Source organism: Pseudomonas sp. P2S-1, assembly GCF_057197725.1.
This window is the reverse complement of the sequence record NZ_CM170068.1, coordinates 2,145,393-2,165,074: the sequence shown is the minus strand read 5'-3', so window position 1 is coordinate 2,165,074 and position 19,682 is coordinate 2,145,393. Positions and strand designations below refer to the sequence as shown.

The following is a 19,682-nucleotide window of genomic DNA, read 5'->3' as shown; positions in this document are numbered from 1 at the left end:
GGGTGACCAGGTCAGTTAACAGTTCCACAGTTTAGGTGCATCAATACCGTAGATTTTTCATGGAGTGAGGAAGCAGATGTCCGACTATTTTGAAATTGATTTTCTTGGGGTTGAGACCGCCAAAAGTGGTGATGCAATCACTATGCGCTATTCCGTGAACGGTGTCGAAGGCGTTCATGTGGTTGATGGCGGATACCTAGATACTGGTGATCAAATTGTCAGGCATTTGCAAACCGTGTACGGAACCACTGTGATCGATAATGTGATTCTTACCCATCCCGATCGCGATCACGCCAATGGCCTGAGGCGTGTGTTGGAACAGTGTACGGTCAAGAACCTCTGGATGAATAGGCCATGGATGCATGCAGCTGAACTGATCCATCAGTTTGAGAATTATCAGTCGGTTGAAGCGCTAGCGAGAAAGCTCCGTTCGGTATATGAGGCGTCTGCAGCCCTTGAGGAAATTGCCATGGAGAAGGGCATTCCCATCCATGCGCCACTTCAAGGTTGTAGGATTGGACCGTTTGTGGTCATGGCACCCACATTGGCGCGCTATCTAGATTTGGTTGTGCATTCCGCAAAAACTCCTGAAGCGGTTGACGAGTCTCCGTTAGGAAACGCGCTAAGCGAAATTTTTCGTGCAGTTAAAGCTGCCACTGCGTATGTCAAATCACTGTGGGGCGAAGAATATTTTCCGCCAGGCCCCACTAGTCGTGAGAATGAAATGAGCGTTGTGCAATCAGCAGTCTTAAATGGTCATCGTGTGATGCTCACTGGGGATGCCGGGCGCGAGGCGTTGCAGGAAGTGATCAACTATGCGCCAGTTGCCGGATTGATGCTGCCAGGGATCCGATACTTTCAGGTGCCTCATCATGGTGGGCGTCACAATGTTTCGACTGAAATTCTCGATCAGCTGGTTGGGCCTCGGTTAGAAAGCCTGCCAGCGAAGCACTCATGGAATGCCATCTGTAGCTCGGCTGAGGCTGATGAGGACCATCCGCGCAGATCTGTGATCCGCGCAATGATGCACCGCGGTGGTCATTGGGCGGCAACTGAAGGAAAAGATATACGCATAGGTGCTGGCATCAAGCGAGAAGGTTGGATAGCTATCCCTCAGGCGGCATATCCTGAAGAGCAAGAGAGCTAAACAGAAGTAGCAAGGCTCAGAATAGAATGAGTAAAGACTGAACGCTTAAGACGTCGGAGGCTGGAGAGAAAGAAAGGGGTTGTCTGGAGGAGGCGGGAGACCAAGAAGAATCACGTCACGCAGGATGTAGCCGTTGAGAGATGTGGTTTTCCGCGGGCCTCGTACAGTGCATGTCCAAAAGTTCTGGCTATTGGGCTTTCTCAGATGAACATCCAGCTTTTCAAATTGACGTTGGATTCGTCGCCAGGGGTCGCTTTGAAGGTCTGCTTCGGCTGACTTGGGGTGTTCGGCAGCGTAGCGAATGCCCGGGGTGACTAGGCTCTGTATGAAAACCTTTGAAATTCCGCCAACGCCCCAGCCCGCCTGAGTTTCCGTAGAGTTCTGGCCTTTTCAGCGCGGAGATCTGCCATGCCCAAACAGCGATACGAAATTTCCGGCGCCGACTGGGAGCTGGTAGCGGACCTCTTCAACACGTCGCGTCGCGCAGGACGCCCGCGTGCCGATGACCGATTGATCTGGGTACTTTGCTCTGGCGCAACCTGGAGAGACATGCCTGAGCGATATGGCCCCTGGTCCACGGTTTACCAGCAGTTTCGGGATTGGCGAAATCAGGGCACGTTCAACAAGATGCTCAAGCGGATGTACGTCAAACTCAACGCACAAGGGCTGATCTCTACTTGCCACGACGCTTCGACATCTCTCCGACGCTCTGGCTAAGCGACGCGAGTGAGCGCTCGATGACCGCGAAGCCCCCGTGCGCTTCTGCATCTGCTGCCAAGGCTTGTTCGTTTTCACGGAGATCAAGCAGCGAGTTCTGCGCAGCAGCAGACAACCCAGTGTCGGGTGAACGCATACAAGACACCTTAAGCAGGTGGTACAGCCGGTCTTCATTGACCGTCGCTCGTTTCACATGGTGGCGAAGTAGTCCAGAGATGAAGAAGAGCATCAACACGAAGCCACTGAGCATGACATACCCCAAATTGTGTTCCGCGGCCAAATTTGTGAAGTCCACGGGTGAGGGCTGTTCCATTCCTGCTGACCTTGCGGCCGTGATTGCCCCAGCGGTAGTTTGGAGGAGCTGAATGAGATAGCTGCCAAAGGCTAGCGAGCCCATGAACACCATCACGGCGAAGAAAAGCATCGTGAAAAGGTGAACTCTTGCTCGAGATCTATGAAACCGCAATGCGTTCCGAACCTCCCGGATAACCGCTTCAAGATCGTGCATAGGGACTCCTTGTGACACGAGTGTTATTTGGCTGATCTGAGCGTCAAATTGCCGTATCTGGATTGCGGTGGCGCCAGATTACGGCATCAAGCTCGGCCAGGTTTTTAGCTGGGTATTTTTTGGCACGGCTTAGGGCGATGCGGAGCAGGCGAGCTGAGCGGATGTAGTTGGCCCCCTGAGTCGCCCCCCTGACTTTTGAAACACCTGTCCCTTGCAACCAATGACGAATAGGGGAGTTGAGGACGTAATAGTCATCCGGAAAAAACTGACAGAGCATTTCTGAAAACAGGGCTCCTCGTGTGCTTACCCCTTCGGTCGCTAAGCGATCAATCTCTAGTCTTACCACTCGATCCCGAGAAATTTCGAAGGCGTCTAATACGCGCACTACGCTTCGAGCGAGCTCTTGAAAATTGCTGCTTCGGCCCTGGCGCTCCCAGCCCGCCCCTTGAAAGCGATTCCCCTTGTAGTAAGACCAGAGGCTGTTAAGTGTGTCGTAGAATCTCAAGCTGTCGCTGTCGTCCCAATTCTTTTTTCCCGAGGCTGAGCGGAACGCCGATTCCAGTTTTGCGCGGGTTGCAGCGAACTGAAGCATTTGTTCTCGACGTCTTTTCAGGACATCCTTCAGACCAGAGAGAACATGCGGATCTGGGAGTACCAGGTCATATACGCCTCCGTTATCGCCTTCGTCGTTTTGGGCCGGGCGTTTAGGTTTAGGAGGTTGTATGGCCTCTTGATAGCCGGCAAGCCAGTTGGCGTCCAGCGTTGCACAGTTGTGAGCGAGCCCCTCGATCCACTCCTCTGCGGCTTTGAAGCTTGTCTTTGAAATCAGTGAAAAGCCGTTTGCTTCGTGGTTCGATGAGAAAGCAGCTTTAGATAGATTCGACGAGCCCACAAGCGCGTAGCACGACCCACCTACCTCACGCCAGAACATAGCCTTTGGGTGGAAGCCTTCGATGCCCTCAGCAACTAAAAACTCCTCGTGCCACTTTTCAGGGAGCCATGTGAGCACCTGTAGACAGGCAGCCTTGCGTGTAATGCCAAAATCCTTCCCCACGATGAAGGTGAAGGTCTCGCACTGCTTTCCCAGTTCCTCCTGGATATCCCAATTGGTCAGATACGCGCTGACGATATAGAGGTGCGTCGACCTGCGAAATGCGCGTCTGTAGACATCCGCGAGTGTCGATTTCGATCTATCAGGCAGCAGCAGTAAATCCATACGGTGTGCATCCATGGCTTTTGATTGAGAGTGGAAGGGCCTTGCAACGTGAACCGCAATGGGAGGCACCGTCCGCCGAAGGCGTTCGAACCTGATCTCATGGAGTGGTCGCAGGGTGATGGCATCTGGCTACCTATGGTGGGGTGCTAGCTGCATCTTTTCAAGCATGCGATATGAGAGGGAGGCCGTTGCGCTTAGCTAAGCGATCGGACAATAAGCCCAGCTCACTGCCATTACTCAAGGATTGCGGTTGGTATGACGTTCATAAATGTTCCCCCAGAACAGCAGCGTGCGGTTGTCGCTATTGATTTGAGAGCCCTCCACACCGCGGTAGACAGGTGTCTCGACCAAGAACGGTTGACGCCGATCCTTGAGCTAAACCTCAAGGATTGTGGGAGATGCATCGGTAACGAGCTCGTACGATTCGCGCGATCTATCGATGCTTATGCCAAGGCGAAAACCATCGCAACACGCGAGAGCACCAAGGTTCAAGCCCTTCGTGTAGGAGGCGACCTAGTACACGCCTTCTACGTCATGAGGGTGCGAGTCGAAACCGATTTGGCGGACGGGGAGATTCTTCGTTGATGACGAAATGAGCAGACCGTTCTTTGTTACCAATCAGCTTTCGGTCAGCATTTCATACCGCTGGCGACCACCAGCGAGCCCAGAGTGGAAGCATGGGCTGATCACCTTTCATTACGAGTACGAACCTCCTAGGAACTATGCGCTGCCGCTGCCAAAGGGGGTAGCTTCGCGATGCCTCTCGTCCTCATTGATCGATCACTCGCACCCGCCCTCCCTCCGAATGGTGCCAACGGAGGTATATCTGAGATATCTGAATTGAAGCGTAAGCGTGCAGTCAGCTGCACGCTTACGCTTCAATTCAGTATTTGCGATAAAGGCTCGATTTTGCTAGGGCTAGGCTAGATGGGAATAAGCGGAAGAAGATCAAGAACGCTAAAATCTCCGAAAATGGGGAGAACCTTGAATAAGAGTTTGAATCTCTACGCTTCCGCCATTACATACCCGGCAAGGGGAAGTGTTAGCCAGAGGCAGGGGTGTCGCGGGTGACTGCGAATCTGAAGGAAGCCCGAGGCAAAATGCTGGCCTGACGAACAGGAAGCGGATCAGGCGGCGCTGCGGGGTGAGGCGGCAACTATCGCCAAAGCCCAATACTTGCACGGAACGCTGTGACGTAAATCCGACAGGCATAAGCAGGAAGGTCGCGCGAATTACCCTGGGAGATCTGCACGTTTGCCACTGTGCTACCGAGCGTCGAGAGGCGACGGGATGAACGTGCAGAAGTCAGCCGCCGTTCGGCTCCTGCGCATTGGCGTGCGATCAGTTGAGCCATTGCCTGGCGCTCGGGCCTCAGGCCCGGGTATCGGGGCGAAGCATTCATTGTCAGAGAGAGGTGATATGCTTCGCCACCTATCGAATTGAGGGTGTGACCATGGGCAGGAAACTACAGGAACTCCGAAACGGCTTTACGCTCAAGCACCGCCTCTGGACCGCCATCTCCCTCATCGCAGCCGCACTCTCCGGCGGCGCCCTGGTCAGCTCCGAAACCAGCCTCACCGCCCTGATCGCCCCCGCTGCCACCTTCGTCGTCCACACCATCCTCCCCGCCGCCAGCTGACGCCCCGCCAACGCGCACAACGCCCCAATACCGTGCATCCCCCGCGCCCATAATCCCCCCGCATCCCCCAGAACCCCCGCAAAACCCACCCCGCCATCCACTTGGCACGCCTCTGGCATTACTTCCCTCCGTGCGGGAGTAGCGCGAGCTAAATTGCACCACAATCTGAAAATAGGTCGGCTAGGGTTCCGGTCCGCTTCTGCGGGCGTCTGGACCGAGAGCCGGCGACCTCCAGTTCGAGGTTACACGGCGGGATAAAAGCCCGGGAGACAGACCACTCACTGCAATGAGTGTCGTGCTGCTCCCTGGTTCGTCCACCGTCAACTGGAGTCACTTCATGCGAAAGTCCCTGCTTTCCGCCTTCCTCGCCGCCGGCCTGGCCCTGTCCGCGAGCTCCGCCTCCAACGCCGCGGCGAAGACCGATTTCGATATCTGCTGGACCATCTACGCCGGCTGGATGCCCTGGGAATACGCCGCCGCCGAAGGCATCGTCGACAAGTGGGCGAGCAAGTACGGCATCCATATCAAGCTCACCCAGGTCAACGACTACGTCGAGTCGATCAACCAGTACACCGCCGGCCAGTTCGACGGCTGCTCGATGACCAACATGGACGCCCTGACCATCCCTGCCGCCGGCGGCGTCGACAGCACCGCGCTGATCGTCGGTGACTTCTCCAACGGCAACGACGGTGTGGTCCTGAAAGGCACGGGCAAGACGGTCAACGACCTCAAGGGCATGGACGTTAACCTGGTCGAGCTGTCCGTCTCCCACTACCTGCTGGCCCGCGCCCTGGACACCGCCGGCCTGCGCGAGAAGGACCTGAAGGTGATCAACACCTCCGACGCCGATATCGCCGCCGCCTTCAATACCGCCGACGTGCAGGCGGTGACCACCTGGAATCCGATGCTCGAAGAGGTGCGCAACAAGCCTGGCGTGACCCAGGTCTTCGACTCCAGCCGTATCCCCGGCGAGATCCTCGACCTGATGGTGGTCAATACCCAGACCCTCAAGGACAACCCGGCCCTGGGCAAGGCGCTGACCGGCGCCTGGTACGAGGTGATGGACCTGATCGCCGGCGATTCGCCCGAGCGCACCAAGGCCCTGGAGCACATGACCAAGGCTTCCGGTACCGACCTCGACGGTTTCGAGCGCCAGCTGTCCACCACCTACCTGTTCGATACGCCCAAGGCGGCACTGACCTTCGTCAGCAGCGCCGAACTGCCGAAGACCATGGACAAGGTCGCCAGCTTCTCCTTCGACCACGGCCTGCTGGGCGAGGGCGCCAAGGACAGCAAGGCGGTGGGCATGAGCTTCGCCAACGACGTCATCCTCGGCAACCGCGACAACCTCAAGCTGCGCTTCGACCCGACCTACGTGCGCATGGCCGTCGACGGTTCGCTGTAAGCGAGGAGTGAACATGCGCCTGATCAACCGCCATCCCGATCGCCCGTCGCGGCTGCTGCTGATGCTGCTGCCGTTCGCCCTGGTGCTCTGTGCCTATTTCCTCGGCTCGGCGCAGCGCCTGGCCGAGAACCCCAACGACAAGCTGCTGCCCAGCGCGGCCCAGATGGGCGCGGCGGTGGAGCGCATGGCGTTCGTCGAGGACAAGCGCAGCGGCAACTACCTGCTCTGGCAGGACACCGCCTCCAGCCTGCAACGCCTCGGTTTCGGCCTGGCGATCAGCGCCGTCATCGGCCTGTGCCTGGGCATCGCCTCGGGCACCTTGCCGCTGTTCGGCGCGCCGCTGTCGCCGTTGCTGGTGGTGCTGTCGATGATTCCGCCGCTGGCGATATTGCCGATCCTGTTCATCGTCTTCGGCCTGGGCGAGCTGTCCAAGGTGATGCTGATCGTGATCGGCATCACCCCGGTCCTGGCCCGTGACCTGGAGCAGCGTGCCCGGGAGATTCCCGCCGAACTGCTGATCAAGGCCCAGACCCTGGGCGCCAGTTCCTGGACCCTGATCCTGCGGGTGGTGCTGCCGCAACTGCTGCCACGCCTGCTGATCTCCCTGCGCCTGGTGCTGGGTTCGGCCTGGCTGTTCCTGATCGCGGCGGAGGCCATCGCTTCCGAGGATGGCCTGGGCTACCGGATCTTCCTGGTCCGCCGTTATCTGGCGATGGATGTGATCCTGCCTTATGTGGTGTGGATCACCTTGCTCGCCTGGTTGACCGACTGGCTGCTCAAGACCCTGACCCGCCGTGCGTTCCCCTGGTACGAGGGGGCACGGGCATGAGCTTTATCCAGGTGAAGAATGTCTGGCAGGAATACGACCAGCATGTGGTGCTCGAAGGCCTGAACCTGAACATCGCTGAAGGCGAGTTCTGCACCATGGTCGGTGCCTCGGGCTGCGGCAAGTCGACTTTCCTGCGCCTGCTGCTGGGCCAGGAGCGGCCGAGCCGCGGGCAGATCCTGCTGAATGGCGAGCCCCTGGTGGCCGAGCCCGATCCGGCCCGGGGCGTGGTGTTCCAGCGCTATTCGGTGTTCCCGCACCTGAGCGTGCTGGACAACGTTGCCCTTGGCCTGGAGCTGCCGCGGGCCAAGCTGCTGGGCCGGCTGTTCGGCAGTGCCAAGCGCGACGCCCGCGAGCAGGCGGCGGCCTTGCTGCACAAGGTCGGTCTCGGCCACGCCCTCGACAAGTACGCCAGCCAGCTTTCCGGCGGCATGCAGCAACGTCTGGCGATTGCCCAGGCGCTGATCATGAAACCCAAGGTGCTGCTCCTCGACGAGCCCTTCGGCGCCCTCGATCCGGGCATCCGCAAGGACATGCATGCCTTGCTCCTCGAACTGTGGCGCGAGACCGGGGTGACCGTGTTCATGGTCACCCATGACCTGAGCGAAGGCTTCAGCCTCGGCACCCGCCTGCTGGTCTTCGACAAGGTGCGCCACGACCCCCACGCGCCCACGGCGTTCGGCTCGCGGGTCACCTACGACCTGCCACTCAACGGCAAACGCCTCGCAGCCCGGGCTGATGATTTGCCCGAGCTTCTTCAATCGTACGCAAGAGGTTAACCATGACCGACACCAACGTTTTCGCAGAGGAACTCCTGCCCGGAGGCGGCCATCTGTCCTTCGTCCTCAAGCGCGGCCAGCAGGTACGTTTCACTGACCTGGAAGGCGGCGCCAACGTCAGCCTGATGCTGTTCAACGCCCATGAAAAAAGCGAGCGCCTGAACCTGCCGGACAGCCTCAAGTGCCAGCACACCGCCAAGCTCACCAGCGGCCACTGCCTGTACTCGGACATGGGCCGGGTGCTGGCGGCGATCACCCGTGACACCTGCGGCTGGAGCGACAGCATCGGCGGCGTGCTCAACGCCGAGGAAGTCCAGGAGAAATACGGCGCCGGCCGATACCAGGAACTGCGCAACCGCTTCCACCGCAACGGCACCGACAACCTGCTGGTGGAAATGGGCAAGTGGGGCCTGGAGCTGTCCGACCTGACCATGCCCCTCAACCTGTTCAGCCGCGTGGACGTGGGCGCCGATGGCAGCCTGCATTTCGTCGAGGGCAATTCGCAGCCGGGCGATGCCATCGAGCTGTATGCGCCGATGGACACCCTGTTCATCGTCACTGCCCTGCAACACCCGATGGACCCGTCCGCGCAGTACGCGCCCAAGCCGGTGCGACTGACCTTCGCCCGCGCCGATGAAAGCGTTGCCGAACACTGCCGCACCTCGCGCCCGGAGAACGAGCGCGGCTTCCTCAACACCCAACGCCTGTTCGCCTGAGGACCCGTCATGACGTCATCCCTGCAAGCCGACACCGCGATCTACCGCGCCACCATCCCCGCCGGCGAGCCGTGGCTCACCGAGGTCAAGGCCGGCCAGACCCTGCGGATCCTCGACCTGGAAGGCAACCAGGCTATCGACACCCTGTTCTACAGCGTCGCCAACCCCCGCGAACGCTATGACGTGCAGCGCACCCTGCGGCGCCAGGGCAACGTCTACCTGGGCGTCGGCAGCGTGCTGTATTCCAACCTCGGCCGGCCGATGCTGACCATCGTCGAAGACAACTGCGGCCGCCACGACACCCTCGGTGGCGCCTGCGCCCAGGAAAGCAACACCGTGCGCTACGCCCTCGACAAGCGCCATATGCACAGTTGCCGCGACAACTACCTGCGCGCCTGCTGCCACGACGGCCGTCTGGGCAAGCGCGATATCAGCCCGAACATCAACTTCTTCATGAACGTCCCGGTCACCCCCGAAGGCGGCCTGACCTTCGAGGACGGCATCTCCGCCGCCGGCAAGTACGTGCAGCTCAAGGCCGAGATGGACGTGATGGTGCTGATCTCCAACTGCCCGCAACTGAACAACCCGTGCAACGGCTACAACCCGACCCCGGCGGAGCTGCTGATATGGAACTGAAAGCCCTGCTGCGCCAGGTCCGCCTGTGCTTCTTCAGCGCCTGCCAGGCCCGTTTCGGCCAGCTGAAAACCGACAAGCGCGTCTGATCTGCCGTCCGGGGACGACCCCGAGACCTCCAAACAACTGCGGGACGGCCCGCACCCCTCCGGGGACGTTGTCATGTTCGAAAAACTGCTGATCGCCAACCGTGGCGCCATTGCCTGCCGCGTCCTGCGCACCTTGCGCGAGCTGAAGGTGCAGGGCGTCGCGGTCTACTCCGAAGCCGATCTCGCCAGCCGCCATATCGTCGAGGCCGACCAGGCCATCAGCCTGGGGCAGGGCGCTGCGGCGGGCACCTATCTCGCCGTGGACAAGATCCTCGCTGCCGCCAAAGAGAGCGGGGCGCAGGCCATTCATCCCGGCTACGGCTTCCTCTCCGAAAACGCCGCGTTCGCCGAAGCCTGCGAAGCGGCCGGGCTGGTCTTCGTCGGCCCGACGCCGGAGCAACTGCGCCTGTTCGGCCTCAAGCACACCGCCCGTGATCTGGCCCGCCAGCAAGGCTTGCCGCTGCTGGAAGGCACCGATCTGCTCGACAGCCTCGGCGATGCCTTGCAGGCCGCCGACTCGGTTGGCTACCCGGTGATGCTGAAAAGCACGGCGGGCGGTGGCGGCATCGGTATGCGCGTGTGCCGCTCGGCGGCGGAGCTGGAAGACGCCTTCGAGGCGGTCAAGCGCCTGGGCCAGAACAATTTCAGCGATGCCGGCGTGTTTATCGAGAAGTACATCGAACGCGCTCGCCATCTGGAAGTGCAGGTGTTCGGCGATGGTGCCGGCGAGGTGCTCGCCCTGGGCGTGCGCGACTGCTCGGTGCAGCGCCGCAACCAGAAAGTGCTGGAGGAAACCCCGGCGCCGAACCTGCCCGAAGGCATGGCCGAGGCCCTGTGCGACGCCGCGATCCGCCTGGCCCGCGCGGTGAAGTACCGCAGTGCCGGCACCGTCGAGTTCGTCTTCGACAGCGATGCGCAGCGTTTCTATTTCCTTGAAGTGAACACCCGTCTCCAGGTCGAGCACGGCGTCACCGAGCAAGTCTGGGGCGTGGACCTGGTGCGCTGGATGATCGAACTGGCGGCCGGCGACCTGCTGCCGCTCGATCAGCTCGCCGCTGGCCTCAAACCCGTGGGCCATGCCGTGCAGGCGCGGCTCTATGCCGAAGATCCGGGCAAGGACTTCCAGCCGAGCCCCGGCCTGCTCACTGCCGTCAGCTTCCCCGAGGCGGACGGCAAGGCGCTGCGGATCGACACCTGGGTCAGCGCCGGTTGCGAAATCCCGCCGTACTTCGACCCGATGATCGCCAAGGTGATCGTCTGGGCTGCAGACCGCGAGCAGGCGCGGGAGCAACTGCATCGCGCCCTCGGCGACAGCCAGGTCTACGGCGTCGAAACCAACCGCGACTACCTGCGCCAGATTCTCCAGGACACGCCCTTCGTCAGCGGTCAGCCCTGGACCCGCTGCCTCGAGGGCCTGACTTACCACGCCACCACCTTCGAAGTGCTCAGCGGCGGCACCCAGACCAGCGTGCAGGATTACCCGGGGCGCCTGGGCTATTGGGCCGTCGGTGTACCGCCCTCCGGCCCGATGGACAGCCGCGCCCTGCGCCTGGGCAACCAGTTGCTCGGCAATCCGGAAGGTGCCGCAGGCCTGGAAGTGACCATGAGCGGTCCGACCTTGCGCTTCAACACCGATGCGGTGATCGCCGTGACCGGCGCGGTGATCCCGGTGACCCTGGACGGCCAGGCGATCGCCATGAACACCAGCGTGCTGGTCAAGGCCGGCAGCCTGCTGGCCCTGGGCACCATCGCCGGTGCCGGCGCCCGGGCTTACCTCTGTGTGCGCGGCGGCCTCCAGGTGCCGGCGTACCTGGGCAGCCAGAGCACCTTCATGCTCGGCCAGTTCGGCGGCCATGGCGGCCGTGCACTGCGTGCCGGGGATGTGCTGCACCTGGCGCCGCTGGAGGATGCGTCGGCAGGCGCCACGCTGCCCGCGCAACCAGCGCTGGCCGCTACCCGGCAGATCCGGGTGATCTACGGTCCCCACGGCGCTCCGGAGTACTTCACCGAAAGCTACATCCGCACCTTCTTCGCCACCGACTGGGAAGTGCACTTCAACTCCAGCCGTACCGGCGTGCGCCTGATCGGCCCGAAACCGGAATGGGTCCGTGCCGATGGCGGCGAGGCCGGGCTGCATCCATCGAACATTCACGATAACCCCTACGCCATCGGCGCGGTGGACTTCACCGGTGACATGCCGGTGATCCTCGGCCCGGATGGCCCGAGCCTGGGCGGTTTCGTCTGCCCGGTGACGGTGATCGAGGCCGATCTCTGGCAGCTCGGCCAGCTCAAGGCGGGGGACAAGGTGCGCTTCGTGCCGACGTCGCTGGCGCAGGCCCGCAAGCTGGCCTGCGCCGCGCTGCTGGACGAGCCGGAGGAGGCGGTCTCCGAACAGGACCTGCTGTCGCCCATCGTCCTCGATATTGGCGCGGACGATACCCGGCTGGTTGCCCGTCTGGCGGGTGATACCCACTTGCTGCTGGAAATCGGCGCCGCCGAACTGGACCTGGTCCTGCGCTTCCGCGGCCATGCCCTGATGCAGGCGCTGGAAGCCAAGGCCCTGGCCGGTGTCGTCGACCTGACCCCGGGCATTCGCTCGCTGCAGGTCCATTACCAGCCGGAGCGTCTGCCGCTTGGTCATCTGCTGGAGGTTGTGGCCGGTGAATGGCAGACCGTGTGCGCAGCGAAAGACCTTCAGGTGCCATCGCGCATTGTCCACCTGCCACTTTCCTGGGACGACCCGGCCTGCCAGCGGGCCATCGAGAAATACATGACCACCGTGCGCAAGGACGCCCCTTGGTGCCCGAGCAACCTGGAGTTCATCCGCCGCATCAACGACCTGCCGAACCTCGACGAGGTGCAGCGCACGGTGTTCGACGCCAGCTACCTGGTCATGGGCCTGGGCGACGTCTACCTCGGCGCACCGGTGGCTACGCCGCTGGACCCGCGGCATCGCCTGGTCACCACCAAGTACAACCCGGCGCGCACCTGGACCGCGGAAAACTCCGTGGGTATCGGCGGTGCCTACATGTGCGTGTACGGCATGGAAGGGCCGGGGGGCTACCAGTTCGTCGGGCGCACCCTGCAGATGTGGAACCGCTATCGCGAGGTCGAGGCCTTCGATGGCAAGCCGTGGTTGCTGCGCTTCTTCGACCAGATCCGTTTCTACCCGGTCAGCGCCGGGGAGCTGGAGCGTATTCGCCGCGACTTCCCGTTGGGTCGTTTCGACCTGATGATCGAGCCGAGCCAGTTGCGCCTGGCGGACTACCAGCAGTTCCTGGCTGAGGAAGCACCCAGTATCCAGGCCTTCCGTGACCAGCAGCAGGCGGCGTTCGCGGCCGAGCGCCAGCGCTGGATCGACAGTGGGCAAGCGCATTTCGAGTCCACCGAGGCGGTGGCCGAGGTCGGTGAAGAGGCGCCACTGCCGGCCGGGCAGATCGGTGTGGAAAGCGCCATCGCCGGCAATCTCTGGCAGGTCCAGGTCACCGTTGGCCAACGGGTCGCGGCGGGGGAGGCGCTGGTGGTGCTGGAGTCGATGAAGATGGAGATCCCGGTGCTCGCGCCGTGCGCCGGGGTGGTTCGGGAAGTGCGGGTCGAGCCGGGCTCGGCGGTGCGTGCGGGGCAACGGGTGGTGGTACTGGAAGGAGGTGAGGCATGAAGGTGAATCTGCAACTGGATGCGCTGCGCAAGGGTTATGGCGCTGGTGAATACTCGGCGCGGGACCTGATTCTGGCGCTGCGCGAGCGAGCGGCGGAACTGAATCCGCGCTTCAACATGTTCATTCATCTGTTGAGCGTCGAAGAGCTGGAGCCTTATCTGGCGGCGCTGGACGGTGCTTCCCTGGAGAGCCTGCCGCTGTACGGTGTGCCCTTCGCGATCAAGGACAATATCGACCTCGCCGGCATCCCGACCACGGCCGCCTGCCCGGCATTCGCCTATGTACCGGAGCGTTCGGCCACGGTGGTCGAGCAGTTGATCAGGCTGGGTGCGGTGCCGCTGGGCAAGACCAACCTGGACCAGTTCGCCACCGGCCTCAACGGTACGCGCTCGCCTTATGGCGCCTGTATCAACAGCGTGCTGGAAGAGTATCCGTCGGGTGGTTCGAGTGCCGGATCGCCGCTGACCGTGGCGTTGGGGCTGACCAGTTTTGCCCTCGGCACGGACACCGCAGGCTCCGGCCGGGTACCGGCAGCGTTGAACAACCTGGTGGGTCTCAAAGCCAGTAAAGGATTGATCTCCACCGCTGGCGTGGTTCCGGCCTGCCGCACCCTGGACTGCGTGACCACCTTCACCGCCACTGCTCCAGAGGCCAGCCAGTTGCTGCAACTGCTGGCGGTGCAGGATCCGCGTGACGAGTACAGCCGGGCCAATGCCGGCTGGAACCTGGGCAGTGCTTTTGGCCGTGTGGGCAAATTCCGCTTCGGTGTGCCACGGGAGCAGGACCTGGAGTTCTTCGGCTGTCAGGAAGGCCCGGCGCTGTTCGCCGCAGCAGTGGAGCGCTTGCAGGCGCTGGGTGGCGAGGCGGTGACCCTCGATCTTTCTCCGTTCCTCGAAGCCGCCCGGCTGTTGTACGAGGGCCCGTGGGTGGCCGAGCGCTACAGCGTGGTCGGCGAGCTGGCGCGTACCCAGCCGGAGGCGGTGTTGCCGGTGATCCACGCGGTGCTGGCCAAGGCGCCGCAGGTCAGCGGCGTCGATACCTTCCGCGCCCAGTACCGTTTGCAGCAGCTCAAGGCCGAATGCGACCGGCTGCTGGCCGGGCTGGAGTGCGTGCTGACCCCGACCATTGGCCGGCCAGTGACCCTGGCCGAGCTGGCCGAGGAACCAGTGCTGCGCAATGCCGAACTGGGTTACTACACCAACTTCATGAACCTGCTGGATTACGCGGCGGTCGCGGTGCCCAGTAGTTTCATGGGGAACGGTTTGCCGTGGGGCGTCACCCTGCTCGGGCGGGCGTTTACCGATCAGTACCTGTTGAGTCTGGCGAGTGCTTACCAAGGTCTTGAAACGCCTGCTCGTGAGGCGCGCAACGATCAGGTCCGGGTTGTGGTCTGTGGTGCTCACCTGGAAGGGCTGGCGCTCAACTGGCAGTTGAAGCAGCGTGGCGCGACGCTGGTCGAGGCGACCCGAAGCTCGCCGAATTACCGGCTGTATGCTTTGGCGGGCGGACCGGTGCAACGGCCGGGGATGGTTCGCGTCGCCACGGATGGCGTGGCGATTGCGGTGGAGGTCTGGCAGGTACCGAGTGCCGCGCTGGGTGCCTTCCTCAGCGAGATTCCAGCGCCGTTGGGGCTGGGCAAGGTCGAGCTGGAGGATGGACGCTGGGAGACTGGATTCGTCTGTGATGCCTATGGGCTTGAGGGAGCGCAGGACATCAGCAAGTGGGGCGGCTGGCGCGCCTGGTTGAAGTCGTAGTCAACATTCCGAAAGCGCACCGCAGACCCTGTGGGAGCTGGCTTGCCAGCGATGAGGCCGACAATGGCGATGATGTTGTCAGGTCGGGCCAAATCGCTGGCAAGCCAGCTCCCACAGGGTATGCGGCGCGCTCACCTAGAACGCTATCTCGTAACTGACAATAACCCGATTTTCATCCACCCCATCCTGCAGATTCGACCGCGCCGTCGCATTGCGCCACCTCAGCCCGAGGTTCTTCAACGGCCCGCTCTGGACCACATAGGCCAGGTCCGTGGTCCGTTCCCATTCATGCCCGTCCTCTCCGGCAGCCCGCAGCAACGCGGCCTTGCGCGTGGACACATGGCTGACATCGACGTCATCTCCCTTCACATAACGCAGGGTGAAGCTCAGCCCGGGAATCCCAAGCGCCGCAAAGTCATAGTCATACCGCGCATGCCAGGCCCGCTCGTCCTGCAGGGAGAAGGTATAGGCCTGCTGCTCGCTGAACAGGTAGGTATCGGTCCCCCCGAGATAGGCATAGGCCGTATCCCCGGCCACCTTCTGGTACCCGCCACTGATCCGGTGCCCGCCCAGCTGATAGCCGAAGTTGCTGCTGATCACCCGGTTATCCACTTCGCCGATCAGCTTCGCCCCGGTCTCCTGCGCGGTGAAGTGACGGATCTCGGTAAACACCTTGCCCGGCCCCAGCGGCAGCGAGTATTTCAGCCCAAGATAGGTACGCCGGTAGAAATCCTCCAGTTCGCTGGCGTGAGCGCTCAGGGTCAGCTCGGGCACCGGCTGGTAATCGACGCCGCCATAGGTGTAGCTGTCGCTATGGATCGCGGTGGACCAGGCACCCACCTGGGCCATGGTGGTCAGCTCTTCCGAATCCGCCGAGTCGCGCTGCTTGACCTTGTCGACCCGGCCGAGGTGGAAGGTGAAGTCGCCAAGGTCCCGGGAGGTCAGTTGCCCGCCATTGAAGTACTGCGGCAACAGCCGGCTATTGTTCGAGGCGATCAGCGGCAGCACCGGATTCAGCCCGCCATAACGCAGTTCGCTCTTGGCGAAGCGCACTTTGGCGGTCACCAGCATCTTCGAATAATCATCCTCGGCACGGCCTTCGGCATTGCGCGGCAGTAACCCGGTACCTGAACGATCCGGACTGGAATCCAGCTTCAGCCCGAGCATACCGATCGCATCCACACCAAAACCCACCGGCCCCGAAGTAAAGCCTGACTGCCAGTTGACGATAAAACCCTGCGCCCATTCCTCACGTTTCGACTGGCTGGGAAACCCATCGCGGAAATCCCGGCTGAAATAGAAATTGCGCAGTTCCAGCTTGCCCTTGCCGTCGGCCAGGAAATCCGCCGAAGCCTGCGGAGCGAGCAGGGTGAAACCCAGGCCCGCGCCCACGGCGCAAGCCCACCAGGAGGTGCTTGTTGTCATTGTTATTACCTTCAGGAGCGGGTCGGGCTGAAGACCAGCCCGACCACAGGGGAGGGCTCAGGCTTTCGCCGGGTTCTTCACGAATACCGCGATGAGCACGACGCAGCCGAGGATCAGCGGGACGATGGAGAGCATGCCCATGTAGCTGACCCCGGTCAGGTCGTTGACGAAGCCGACCATGGCCGGCGAGACGATGCCGCTCAGTTGCCCGAGGGAGTTGATCGCCGCCGTGCCGGTGGCGATGCCCAGCCCGGAGAAGGTCGACTGGGGAATGGTCCAGAACACCGGGATGGCAATGAAGGTGCCGGCCGTCGCCAGGACCAGTGCCAGCATCAGCGCCACCGGATTGCCCGAGAAGCCGCAGGCGAGGATATAGCCGATGGCCGAGGCGACCATGCACCAGAGCAGGTAGCTCTTGCGGTCGCCGGTCTTGTCCGAGCGCCGGGTCACCACCAGCATGCCGATGCAGGCGACGATATAGGGCGAGGAACTCAGCAGCCCGACCATCAGCAGGTCGTGCACCCCGGACATCTGGATCAGGTTGGGCATCCAGAAATTCAGGCCGTAGCTGGCGCTCTTGATGACGAAATAGATCAGCGCGAACACCCCGACCTCCCAGGTCAACAGCACCCGCCAGATCGAGCCGTGGCTGTTGCTGTCCGCCTTGCGATCGGCCTTGAGGTTTTCCTTGAGCTGGTGCTTTTCCTCCGGGCTCAGCCATTTCGCCGAGTCGATGTCCTTGTCCAGCTTCCACAGCACCGCCAGGCCGAGCAGCACGCAGGGCAGGCCGGAGAGCAGGAACAGCCAGTGCCAGCCGGCCAGCCCCAGCAGGCCGTCCATCTTGCCGAGGATCAGCCCGGCGGCCGGCGACCCTACCGCACCGGCCAGGGGCACGGCGAGGAACCACAGGCCGTTGATCCGCGCCAGGTAGCGCTTGGGGAACCAGCAGGCGAGATAGAAAAGGATCGCCGGGCCGAAGCCGGCCTCCATCACCCCGATCAGGAAACGCAGGAAGTACAGGGTGTACTGGGTGTAGGCGAAGACCAGGGCGGCGGTGGCCAGGCCCCAGGAAATCATGATCCGGCAGATCCACGCCGGCGCCCCGTACTTCTTCAGTCCCCAGCTGCTGGGCACTTCGAAGAGCACGTAGCCGATGAAGAACATGCTCGCCGCCAGGCCGTAGGCGGCGTCGCTCAGGCCCAGTTCGGCCTGCATCTGGGTCTTGGCGAAGCTGATATTGATACGGTCGAAATAGGAAAACAGGAAGCAGATGATCGCCAGCGGCATGATCCGCCAGGCCACCCGGCGGTACAGCAGCAGTTCGTTGAGGCGTGCAGAGGCGTGTGGAATGTCCAGCGCCGTCGAGGACGTGGTCATGGTGTTCTCCATTCTTGTAATTGTGCGGAGAGTGTTTGCCGCCTGCGTGGGCGGCGGGCTCGGGTCAGGCGATGCGGATCAGGGTCCGCTTGTGGATCTGTGCACGCTCCACATAATCATGGGCATTCTTGTGGAAGCTGCTGATGCTTTCGTCGGTGAGTTCCCTCACTACCTTGGCCGGCACGCCGAGGATCAACGAGTTGTCGGGGTAGACCTTGCCTTCGGGAACCACTGAGCCGGCGCCGACCAGGCAGTTCCTGCCGATCACCGCGCCATTGAGGATCACCGACTGGATGCCGATCAGGCTGCCGTCGCCGATCTGGCAACCGTGCAGCATCACCTGGTGGCCGATGGTCACGTCATTGCCGACCCGCAGCGCAAAACCCGGATCGGTATGCAGCACCGCGCCTTCCTGGACGTTGCTGCCGGCACCGATCTCGATCAGTTCGTTGTCGCCGCGCAGCACCGCCTGGGGCCAGACGCTGGCGCCCTGGCCGAGGGCCACCTTGCCGATCACCGTGGCGTCCTCGGCCACGTAGACGCTGTCGTGCAGTTCCGGCCGCTGGCCGTCGTATTCATAGATCGCCATCTTGCAGTCCTCTTCTTATTGTTCGCTGCGCAGCACGCCGGCATCGCGCAGGCGGGCGATTTCGTCGTCGCTGTAGCCGAGATCGCGCATCACCGTGAGGGTGTCCTCGCCGATCCGTGCGATGGGGCGGCGTGGGCCCAGGCGTTCGCCATCGAGGGAGAAGGGCAGCAGGGGCATCTCGGTATGGCTGCCATCTTCCAGCTCCAGGCGGGCGAGGCCGCCGCTGTGGATCAGGTGCTCGTCGTCGAACAGTTCTTCCGGACGGCGGATCGGCGCGAAAGGAATGCCGCTGGCTTCCAGTTGCGGTGCCAGCTGCTGGGCGTCGATGGTGGCGAAGATCTCTGCCAGGTGGGCCAGCAGGCGTGGGCGTTGCAACACCCGATCGTTGTTGGTCGCCAAGGTCGGGTCGTTCATCAGCGCTTGCTGGCCGAGCAGGGTGCACAGGGTGCGCCACTGACCGTCGCCGGTGGCGGCGACGAACATCTGCTCGCCGCCGGCAAAAACGAACACGTCATAGATGGCCCAGGCACTGATGCGGTTGGGCATCGGTGCCGCCGCCTCGCCGGTGACCACGTATTGCTGCATATGCTGGGCGGCCAGCAGCACGCAGTTCTCGTACAGCGCGCTTTGCACCTCGCGGCCCTGGCCGCTGCGCTGGCGCTCGAACAGTGCGGCGAGCACGGCGATAGCGCCGAACATGCCGCCCATGATGTCGTTGACCGAACTGCCGGCGCGCAGTGGCCGGCCCACCGGCCCGGTCATATAGGCCAGGCCGGCCATCATCTGCACCACTTCATCGAGGGCCAGGCGCTTGTCGTAGGGCCCGGCGAGAAAGCCCTTGTGGGTGGCATAGATCAGCCGCGGATTGCGGGCTTTCAGGGCGCTGTAGCCAAAGCCCAGGGCGTCCATGCGCCCGGGCTTGAAGTTCTCGATGAACACATCGGCGCTGTCCAGCAGCTTGAGCACCGCATCGCGGCCCTCGGGCGTCTCGACATCCACCGCCAGGCTCTGCTTGTTGCGGTTGAAGGTACGGAAGAAGCCGGCGCCGGCACCGAGCAGGCGGCGGGTGCCGTCGCCCTTGAGCGGTTCGACCTTGATCACTTCGGCGCCGAGGTCGGCGAGGATCATCCCGCAGGTGGGGCCCATGACCATATGGGACATTTCCACGACGCGCACGCCGTCGAGTGGCAACTGTTGCATGGTG

The 19,682-nt window shown here is 62.4% G+C and carries 15 protein-coding genes, 2 pseudogenes and 1 riboswitch; of the genes and pseudogenes, 10 read left to right on the top strand and 7 right to left on the bottom strand.

Going from position 1 to position 19,682, the window contains the following annotated elements; translation table 11 throughout:
* The first annotated feature begins 76 nt into the window (after positions 1–76).
* Complete coding sequence (locus AC2CQI_RS09530; protein ID WP_484579996.1) at positions 77–1,147, top strand: ComEC/Rec2 family competence protein; 1,071 nt, start codon at positions 77–79, stop codon at positions 1,145–1,147.
* A 45-nt stretch (positions 1,148–1,192) separates the two neighbouring features.
* Here AC2CQI_RS09530 and AC2CQI_RS09525 read toward each other — a convergent pair.
* Positions 1,193–1,465, bottom strand: a pseudogene (locus AC2CQI_RS09525) (conjugal transfer nickase/helicase domain-containing protein); the annotation flags it as partial.
* A 90-nt stretch (positions 1,466–1,555) separates the two neighbouring features.
* Between AC2CQI_RS09525 and AC2CQI_RS09520 the strand changes: the two are divergent.
* Positions 1,556–1,852, top strand: a pseudogene (locus AC2CQI_RS09520) (transposase); the annotation flags it as partial.
* On the opposite strand, the gene AC2CQI_RS09515 reads toward AC2CQI_RS09520, so the two are convergent.
* A complete protein-coding gene (locus AC2CQI_RS09515; protein WP_484579995.1) occupies positions 1,821–2,372 on the bottom strand; it encodes a hypothetical protein in 552 nt (183 codons plus the stop codon). The pseudogene AC2CQI_RS09520 and the gene AC2CQI_RS09515 overlap by 32 nt on opposite strands.
* A 43-nt stretch (positions 2,373–2,415) precedes the next feature.
* The gene (locus tag AC2CQI_RS09510) at positions 2,416–3,588 is read right to left on the bottom strand and encodes a phospholipase D family protein (protein ID WP_484579994.1); all 1,173 of its coding nucleotides are present in this window, start codon (positions 3,586–3,588) and stop codon (positions 2,416–2,418) included.
* A 1,453-nt stretch (positions 3,589–5,041) separates the two neighbouring features.
* Between AC2CQI_RS09510 and AC2CQI_RS09505 the strand changes: the two genes are divergently transcribed.
* From AC2CQI_RS09505 to atzF, 8 genes are all read left to right on the top strand, one after another.
* On the top strand, positions 5,042–5,227 hold the full coding sequence (locus AC2CQI_RS09505; protein ID WP_484579993.1) for a hypothetical protein: 186 nt from the start codon (positions 5,042–5,044) through the stop codon (positions 5,225–5,227).
* A 169-nt stretch (positions 5,228–5,396) separates the two neighbouring features.
* Positions 5,397–5,498: riboswitch (guanidine-I (ykkC/yxkD leader) on the top strand.
* Between the two features lie 66 nt (positions 5,499–5,564).
* On the top strand, positions 5,565–6,632 hold the full coding sequence (locus AC2CQI_RS09500) for a putative urea ABC transporter substrate-binding protein (RefSeq protein ID WP_484579992.1): 1,068 nt from the start codon (positions 5,565–5,567) through the stop codon (positions 6,630–6,632).
* Between the two features lie 13 nt (positions 6,633–6,645).
* Positions 6,646–7,461, top strand: coding sequence for an ABC transporter permease (locus AC2CQI_RS09495; protein WP_484579991.1), 816 nt, complete (start codon positions 6,646–6,648; stop codon positions 7,459–7,461).
* Positions 7,458–8,237 (top strand): ABC transporter ATP-binding protein, encoded by a 780-nt coding sequence (locus tag AC2CQI_RS09490; RefSeq protein ID WP_484579990.1) that lies wholly within the window; start codon positions 7,458–7,460, stop codon positions 8,235–8,237. The genes AC2CQI_RS09495 and AC2CQI_RS09490 overlap by 4 nt, the downstream gene beginning before the upstream one ends.
* A 2-nt stretch (positions 8,238–8,239) precedes the next feature.
* Positions 8,240–8,953 (top strand): urea amidolyase associated protein UAAP1, encoded by a 714-nt coding sequence (locus AC2CQI_RS09485; protein ID WP_484579989.1) that lies wholly within the window; start codon positions 8,240–8,242, stop codon positions 8,951–8,953.
* A 9-nt stretch (positions 8,954–8,962) separates the two neighbouring features.
* Positions 8,963–9,589, top strand: coding sequence for an urea amidolyase associated protein UAAP2 (locus tag AC2CQI_RS09480; protein ID WP_075805094.1), 627 nt, complete (start codon positions 8,963–8,965; stop codon positions 9,587–9,589).
* A 159-nt stretch (positions 9,590–9,748) separates the two neighbouring features.
* Positions 9,749–13,333, top strand: coding sequence for an urea carboxylase (uca, locus tag AC2CQI_RS09475; RefSeq protein WP_484579988.1), 3,585 nt, complete (start codon positions 9,749–9,751; stop codon positions 13,331–13,333).
* Positions 13,330–15,087: an allophanate hydrolase gene (atzF, locus tag AC2CQI_RS09470; protein ID WP_484579987.1), complete on the top strand. Its 1,758-nt coding sequence runs from the start codon at positions 13,330–13,332 to the stop codon at positions 15,085–15,087. Before uca ends, atzF begins: the two co-directional genes overlap by 4 nt.
* A 135-nt stretch (positions 15,088–15,222) precedes the next feature.
* Here atzF and AC2CQI_RS09465 read toward each other — a convergent pair whose 3' ends face one another.
* The 4 genes from AC2CQI_RS09465 to AC2CQI_RS09450 all read right to left on the bottom strand — a co-directional run bounded on the left by AC2CQI_RS09465 (position 15,223) and on the right by AC2CQI_RS09450 (position 19,678).
* Positions 15,223–16,512: an OprD family porin gene (locus AC2CQI_RS09465; RefSeq protein ID WP_484579986.1), complete on the bottom strand. Its 1,290-nt coding sequence runs from the start codon at positions 16,510–16,512 to the stop codon at positions 15,223–15,225.
* Positions 16,513–16,569: 57 nt separating this feature from the next.
* A complete protein-coding gene (locus tag AC2CQI_RS09460; RefSeq protein WP_484579985.1) occupies positions 16,570–17,889 on the bottom strand; it encodes an MFS transporter in 1,320 nt (439 codons plus the stop codon).
* Between the two features lie 64 nt (positions 17,890–17,953).
* Entirely contained in the window at positions 17,954–18,478 is a 525-nt protein-coding gene (locus tag AC2CQI_RS09455; RefSeq protein ID WP_484579984.1) for a gamma carbonic anhydrase family protein, read from the bottom strand.
* A 15-nt stretch (positions 18,479–18,493) separates the two neighbouring features.
* Positions 18,494–19,678 (bottom strand): CaiB/BaiF CoA transferase family protein, encoded by a 1,185-nt coding sequence (locus tag AC2CQI_RS09450; RefSeq protein WP_484579983.1) that lies wholly within the window; start codon positions 19,676–19,678, stop codon positions 18,494–18,496.
* Positions 19,679–19,682: the final 4 nt, after the last annotated feature.